Origin of the sequence: Winogradskyella pulchriflava, assembly GCF_042434315.1 — a bacterium.
Lineage (GTDB): Bacteria > Bacteroidota > Bacteroidia > Flavobacteriales > Flavobacteriaceae > Winogradskyella > Winogradskyella pulchriflava.
Genome location: NZ_JBHLTQ010000015.1, coordinates 1 through 7,740, shown reverse-complemented (window position 1 = coordinate 7,740; position 7,740 = coordinate 1). Strand labels below are relative to the sequence as shown.

At 31.5% G+C, this 7,740-nt stretch carries 8 protein-coding genes; all 8 read left to right on the top strand.

From position 1 onward, the window contains the following. Window positions 1–399 precede the first annotated feature (399 nt). The 8 genes from ACFFGA_RS14920 to ACFFGA_RS14885 all read left to right on the top strand — a co-directional run bounded on the left by ACFFGA_RS14920 (window position 400) and on the right by ACFFGA_RS14885 (window position 7,481). Window positions 400–675, top strand: a complete 276-nt coding sequence (locus tag ACFFGA_RS14920; RefSeq protein WP_386065223.1) for a hypothetical protein — start codon at window positions 400–402, stop codon at window positions 673–675. 372 nt (window positions 676–1,047) lie between these two features. Next, window positions 1,048–2,169, top strand: a complete 1,122-nt coding sequence (locus ACFFGA_RS14915) for a DUF6794 domain-containing protein (RefSeq protein WP_386065221.1) — start codon at window positions 1,048–1,050, stop codon at window positions 2,167–2,169. 194 nt (window positions 2,170–2,363) lie between these two features. Next, a complete protein-coding gene (locus ACFFGA_RS14910; RefSeq protein WP_386065219.1) occupies window positions 2,364–2,855 on the top strand; it encodes a hypothetical protein in 492 nt (163 codons plus the stop codon). 137 nt (window positions 2,856–2,992) lie between these two features. Further along, window positions 2,993–3,646, top strand: coding sequence for a hypothetical protein (locus tag ACFFGA_RS14905; protein ID WP_386065217.1), 654 nt, complete (start codon window positions 2,993–2,995; stop codon window positions 3,644–3,646). Window positions 3,647–3,945: 299 nt separating this feature from the next. Continuing rightward, the gene (locus ACFFGA_RS14900) at window positions 3,946–4,878 is read left to right on the top strand and encodes an amidohydrolase family protein (RefSeq protein ID WP_386065215.1); all 933 of its coding nucleotides are present in this window, start codon (window positions 3,946–3,948) and stop codon (window positions 4,876–4,878) included. Between the two features lie 156 nt (window positions 4,879–5,034). Then, window positions 5,035–5,634, top strand: coding sequence for a hypothetical protein (locus tag ACFFGA_RS14895; RefSeq protein WP_386065213.1), 600 nt, complete (start codon window positions 5,035–5,037; stop codon window positions 5,632–5,634). A gap of 130 nt (window positions 5,635–5,764) precedes the next feature. Beyond that, window positions 5,765–6,736: a hypothetical protein gene (locus ACFFGA_RS14890; RefSeq protein ID WP_386065211.1), complete on the top strand. Its 972-nt coding sequence runs from the start codon at window positions 5,765–5,767 to the stop codon at window positions 6,734–6,736. A 148-nt stretch (window positions 6,737–6,884) separates the two neighbouring features. Next, entirely contained in the window at window positions 6,885–7,481 is a 597-nt protein-coding gene (locus tag ACFFGA_RS14885; RefSeq protein ID WP_386065209.1) for a hypothetical protein, read from the top strand. The last annotated feature ends 259 nt before the right edge of the window (window positions 7,482–7,740 follow it).

Here is a 7,740-nt window from a genome sequence, read left to right as displayed (position 1 = left end):
CTAACACCGTGTAAAGTTTATTGCTAAAGCATTTTCCATCTGAAACATTATTGACTATAAATTGTTGATCCTTTTTTACTAACTTTATTGCTAATAATCGCAACAAACCTTACACGAACACGTTGTAACCCATTTAACAGTACGTGGTAAAGGAAATAAAACATCGAAAAAAGGTATCTGAAATGACCAGAGCGGAAAGGTTAAGTTTAATAGCCTATAAGAATGTAATGGAAAGAAAGAAAAAGCAAGAGAGTAAGCCGAAATGATGCTAGGGAATGACCAATGACCGTGCAAACAGGTAGTTTTGGTCGGACTATTGAGCTGTGCTGGTAGTCCCTTGATGAACCTAGTATTGTTTCACCTCTCTTGCTTAATATATAAAGAACTAAATAAAAAATTATGGATAAAATAAAAACAACGATGTCAGGAGAAACATCTGAAAAAATTAAAAAATGTTTTTTAACTAAATTAACCGTATTTGAAAAACAAAATTCTGATTTTTTAAAAGAAAATAACATTGAACTCGATAATATATTTATATTGTTTAATTCTGTAAACTATATCGAATATAAATTCAGAGAAGTCTTTAATAAATTAGAACCCGAATTTCAAAAGGATGCTGAATTTTTTTTTAAGGATGCGTTGCAAGGTTGTTTAGATAAGTATTCAGAATAAAAATTAACTGATTCAAAAATAGCGTCAGAAGTCAGAGTAAATTCACCTATTAATTTTCCACTAGCATCTTTTTTGGTTATCGAATATTGGTTATTTTTATTGTGAACAATAGAAACTGAATCTGACATAAAAAAAACGAGTTACAACAACGGCTATAAATCATTGCTAGTTAATTACTATTTGCAATATTTTACCTTAACCATTGTCTGTCGTTGACCTAAATTTTAATCCCTAGCTACGCAACGACTTCATAGCCAAATACGTTGTGCGTAATTTGAGAAAACTCTTTACTCAATCAAAAACATAGTTCACTCATTATGACTTTTATAATAAAAAGAACCGAATTATTTTCGAGAAACTAAATAACTGAATATGAAATTCTCGATTACTTTATTACTCTTAATTTTTTCCATTTCAACATTCGGACAAAAAACCAAATCACCAAAAAATTTAGAAAAAGCAATTTCTTATCTAAACATTCACACTTCTGACAGTATTAAAAGTCTAATTAAGAGAAGTGGAAACGATACTATAAAAAAGATAAGTTATCCTTGGGGAGGAAAATACAAGATGATTTTCAATTGGACTGATAGAGATAATTACGGTTCTAGAATCGTAAAGTATCTGGATAACAAAGGTGTGTCACAACATCAAACAGAAATTATTTTAATTGCCTTTAAAGAATATTTAAACAACGGAGAATTTGATGAACAAAAGATAATTGAACCTTTTAAAATATTAGAGCATAAATGGAACGAGGAAGATAAAGTTAGATATACAACAGATAGCTTGAGAGGACACTACATTCCAAAAGACCTCAATGATGCTATAAATTCACTAAATAAAATTTATTCAGACAGCTTAAAAGTAGAAATCACCAAACTTGCCGAAAAAGATTATGTGTATGGAAATTATAGACCTGGAATTGGATTATGGATGAGAAATAACTGGCAACTTTGGGGAGGTTCTCGCCTTTCCAAATTTTTTCGAGATAATAAAATTGAACATCCCGAATCAATGTCTGTTGTTATTTTAGAAAGCTTTTATCGTTCTTTAAAGAATGAAGACATCAGATTTGAGGAACAAATAAAAGAATATGTAGAATGGGAAGAGAAAGCAAAAGCGAATGAATTAGAACGAGAAAAAAAAGAACTGGAAGAAAAGAAAGAAACATTCGCTGAATTGAAAATTGGTGATGTTTTAGAGTTCAATTATAATTATGAATTTGCCAGCCAAAGTCAGGAAGATAAATGGATGGACGACACTTGTTTAGTTAAAGGAATTCTAATGGAGAAAGATGCAGAAAATTTAAAAATCAATGTCAAGGTTATTGAAAGTTGTGATAGAAAAGGTATCGTAATTTATAATAATGATAATATTCGGATTTTTAATGAGAAAACTAAAAAATGGACTCGACCAGAGGAAAGAATAGTTAAATATTTAAAAAAAGGAAAATCTGCGTGGTTTGAAATTGATGATTGGGATTTGGAATAAAAACTACGCACAACACCGTGTATAATTAATTGCGGCTGAATTTCCTCATCGGAAATTCAATCTTATTAATTATCTTTCCGCATCAACGGAAAATGACTCGCGTCCTTTTCCCGCAAAAAATCATACACAAATACGTTGGCAACAATATGAAATTCCAAGGTTACATATTTCATTTTAACAGCAAAAAAAAGCGAATGATTATTCAGGAACAAAATTTTTGGTTCGGATTATTAGCTCTGTTTTTTTGTTTGATAATCCTTGATTTTAATAAAGATTATTGGAATTTAAGCTGGATAAGGATATCCTTTAAAGTTTTAGCCTTTTTATGTTTGATTTTTACTTTTTGGAACAAATTCTCGGGAATGAATAAAAAGGAGCCTTTGGAGGGTGTTTTAAATGGAACTCTAAATATAACTGATGAATTAATCGAAATCGATAATCAGATTTATGAAATAAATCGCATATCTAATTTACAAATCAAAGTAAAAAATTATTCAGGTGAATTACAAGGAAAACCAAACCATCCAGGTCCTTGGAGGTCAAATGGAGCTGGAAATAATATATCATTCATTAGTAACGGAATTAAAATCAAAAAAGATTTTTTCATACAATCCGAAAAGGACTTTGAAACCCTCAAGAAAATAAAGGAAAAAATAAATACTGTTGCCAACACGGTGTATAATTAATTGCTGTGGCTAGTGCTCATCTGGAAAATTCCTTCGGAATTTTCTCTGGCAAGTATTTGTTTACTAAATTAGTTGCTTAACCACGCAACTAATCATACACAAAACGTTGTGTGTAATTAAAAACCAAATTCAAAGTGATGAAAACATTAATATTTACGTCTTCGGATAAAATTTTGATAATGTGCTTGTTAGTCTTTAGTCAGAACCTTTTGTTGAACGCCCAAATTCTTCCCGATGGTACTTTAGACAATAAGGAACTTGAGAATATGGAATTAGTTGTAGAGGAGGGAATAAATAAGTTGTACATAAAGGAAACCAAAGAGTACTTTTATGTTTCGGTAAAAACGGAGGAAATTTACGTAGCTAGCTTGTGCGTTTGTAATGGTAGTAGTATTTCAGTACTCCATGCATCGGCTGCCCTTGGAAAATTAAATTATGAAAAATCAGAAGACAATATATGGAATACAAACGAATCTTTTGTCTGGGAAATGAGAGAAAAGGGTTTTAGTCCGGAAGAAATTGATAAAAGGAAAGAATATCTTGATAAAAATGGATGGGTGGCAAGTACTATGGAAATGGGCAAAATTGGAGAAACCGAATTCGTAATCAGTAAAGAGTGGCTTAGTGAAAAACCTCGATTTGCCATCGGACTAATGCCAGCTTCTTTGCCCGAAAACACCTTTTCCTTACCCATAAAAAATTCTTTAGCCTGTGGAAATCATTCTTTGGTTAGTGGTGAACCAAAATCTAATTATTCATTTACTCCCATACACTGGGTGATTCTAGAATAACTGTAATAGACTTACTGATATAATAACCCAATATGATTATTTTAAATGAATGTGAGATTTTAATCTCAATTTTCTCTAAATAACTTTTTGATAATTTTAGAAATAAAAGAATAACTACACACAACACTGTGTATAATTAATTGCTTTGGCAAGTGCTTATCTGGAAAATTCCTTCGGAATTTTCTTGCGTTCGTTTTTGTTTACTAAATTAGTTGCTGAAATACGCAACTAACCATACACAATCACGTTGTACGCAATTTGAGAAAATTATGAAAAATCAAATAGGATTAATATTTTTTTTGACTTTAGGACTTACAACTTCATCAATTGTCGCCCAAGATAATATTGACGAATTTTTAAAAAACCAGCCAATTATTGATGTTCATATTCATATCACTAAAGGTTATGACGACAACGAAGATTACAATAAAATAAATCCAAATATTGACATTGCAAAAATTGAGTGGATGCGCCAACGTTTTGACCAGAACAATATTGTATTGGCGTTGGGCGGTGGACCAATGAAATATGCCAAATTATGGCAGGAATTAGATAAGAGACATTGGAGTGGTCCAAGATTACCTTGTAATCCGCTTCGAGAACAAGACGAACCTTGCGAAAGTGAACTTCCAGACCTTAAAGAGCTTGACAGTCTTTTTAAGAATGGAACATTTAAATATCTCGGTGAAACTTCATTTCATAGTATGGGCATTCATCCAACTGATGAAAGATTCAATCCTTATTGGGAGTTGGCTGAAAAATACCAAATTCCAATTGGGTTTCACGCTGATGCTGGACCTTTCAAAAGAAATATGGAAGAAACCCCAAATTGGAACGAAGAATATGGAAATCCCTTATTATTACTTCCTGTTTTGGAGAAATACCCAAAATTAAAAATTTACTTAATGCATTATCCAGGCAGATATTTTAATGAATGCATCGAAGTAATGAAAAAATATGAGCAAATATATTGTGAAATAACTGCTGTTAGTATGTTTGCACCAAAAGAAAGATGGGAACCTAAAGTGAAAAAATTATATGAAGAAGGATTGGGAGATAGATTAATGTTTGGGTCGGATTACGTTGGAACAATCAGGAAAAATATCGAAATTATCTATAATTTAGATTGGCTCTCGGACGAACAGAAAAGAGATATATATTACAATAACGCGGCTAAATTCCTAAATCTCACAAAATCGGAAATTAAAAAGCATCACAAAATGGTGGAATAAAAAACTGCGTACAACAATGTATAACCGCAATTACGGCGGATTCGACTACGTCCGAATCCACTCGGAATTGCTAAAGTCTGTGTCAAACCGAAAATTAACGCATATTAACCCGTAACTGACGGTTATACGAGACCGTTACCCAACATTTGACCAAAAATGCTACGACAGATAAACATTCAACTTATTGACAGAATCAAAAAGCCCAGTGAAGGCAATAGATTTTTGAATGGGATAATGAGTGTTTTAATGATTATTCTTTATCCGATAATTTTGGTCATTGGAATTATAATAATGGTGTTTGTTGGAATTTTTGCTTTTTTTCAAAATCTTTTTTCTAAACCCGACACTGAATTGGAATTAGAAACTCAATCGTCTGATATTGAGCAATGGAATATTCTGACAAACTTTAGCGGAATAAATATTTATCAAAAATATATTAGTGAAATCCGATTTGGACCAGCATATCTGAATTTGAAGAGCGAACCGAAAATTGAATTTTTAAAGAACAAGTTATTTGGAGATTGGTTTTTTACTTATTCCAATGGAATTTTACTTCAACAATGGAATTCGACTGAAAAGCCAAATACAAATCTAATTTTTATCGGAATTGACAATATAGAAGTGCAAGTTTTGGAAAAAAATATTCCTTCTGTAAATTGGAAAATAGTAGAAACGAAAAATAAAACCTTGGAATTGAATTGTGATACTGGAAAAGAGGTTTTGACTTATAAAATAGAAATAAAAAACGTTGGGTAACACCGTATATAATTTATTGCTAGTTCTAGCCTGCTTACGAAAATCCTTGCGGATTTTCTATTCGGTTTTTATTTGCTAAATTACGTGCTTAAACACGCAACAAACCATATACAACAACGTTGCCAGTAATATGACAAAAACCAAAAACATAGCATTTTTTCTGATTTTAATGTTTACAACAATGGCAGTTTCCGCTCATCAAGATTTTTGGGTTACAACTGAATTTGGAAATATTAAAACCCGAATAAAAACAGGCTACAAATACGAAGAAATAAAAAAGGTTGAGATTATTGGAAAGTTAGCTGAATTATTAGCTAAAAAACTAAATTACAATGAACCAATCCTTTTGGATTTTAACCATTTCTATGTTGGAATAGCAGAACCAATATATTTTTTAAGTTTTGACAACGGAACAATTCAGTATAATAACAGTTATGCTAGAAAAGGACAAGCACTTTTAAATAAAAAAGGAATTGTAGTTCGTCAAGTAAGTAATAAATTTGATATAATCAATACTCTAAAAATGCTTGAGTATTCTATAATCAATTGGAAAACAATAAAAAAAGAGCAAAAAAAGATTGAGTATAATGATAACTATTGTGATTGGATAATAAACTCAATCGACTCTACTAAAACAGTTGAAATTTTAAATCACAACGTATCTGAAATTATTAGTGAACTCAAAAAAAAGAAAATATATAGACCTGATAAAGACTTTAATTCTGGAATTACATACTTCTGGCAAAACGATAAATACAACATAGTATTTGTAGAAAAAGGTAAAGAAACAATTATAACCTTACTTACGAACATATACGACATTCAAAGAAAATGGAATACCGTTTTCATTTTTGAAACATCGGCTGATTTTATAGTTTTCGACACCTATAAAAAAGAAATAGTTTCCAAAAAATGGACAATTGAAAATGCTGATAAAAATTATCGCTTATATGACATCAATCATATTGGAGGAGATAAGTATTCTATAAGTTTCTTTTATTATTCCGAAGAGGCTGGAATACAACCAAAAAATCAAATTTTAATTTATGCGAGACACGATGACAAATTGATTCAAGACTTGAATAAACTTATGAAAGAATAAAATACTACTGGCAACACCGTGTATAATTAATTGCTTTGTACTTGCCTACTTGCGAAAATTCCTGCGGAATTTTCACGGGTTCGTAAAAGTTTGCTAATTTAGTTGCTTAACCACGCAACTAACCATACACAAACACGTTGTACCACATATGAAAAATACAATCTACATATCGACAATCATTTGCCTAACTATCGTTTCTTGCGTTACAAATAGAAAGATATTTCAAACGGAGAGATTTGACGATTTAGCAACTCTAACAATTCCAAAGGCAGATAAAATCGAACAAGGCCTTGGTTCTATTGTTAGAACACCAAGTCACAAAATAAGCATTGGAGAAAGTATCTACCCGAACAAAAAGGGTTTTAATCTAGAGACACCCAAAACCTACAGTCGCACCGAAAAAGGAAAATTTGAATTAGAAACTGAATATTTTTATACAGCTTCAGACAGTATAGTTCGAGTTGTAATGTATGAGTGGACTGAAATACAAGAACCAGACAAACCTTTTGGTCAAAGTAAAACCGACACAAAAAAATTCCAGAAAAAATTTGATGGATTAAAAAAACAACTGACTTGGAAATTAGGAGAACCAAGTTTTGTAGAAATTGCTTCGGACACTGCAAAGTCAAATTTTAGTGACGGAATTAAATGGCTGAGCGGAAACGGAAATAAAGCCTATCTATTTATGTTAGGAAGTAATTCGACTGACTACAGAAAAATAAGATTGGCAATTTATAAAGAATAAAAAAACGTGGTACAACAACGCATATAGCTTATGGCGGGTGAGCGGCTGCCAGCAAGGTTTCTGCTTCGTAGCAAGCATTAGTTTCGGTGGACAGGAAAGTGCTTCTAAACCGCCACAAGCCATATGCAAACCGTTAGGCACAATTTGAATCAACATTATGAGAATACGATATTGCTGGAGATGTAAGATGGAAGTTCCGATGTTGGAAGGAGAAGAAAGTATTATTGCTTCTAAACTATATTCAGAAGGATTTAAAACT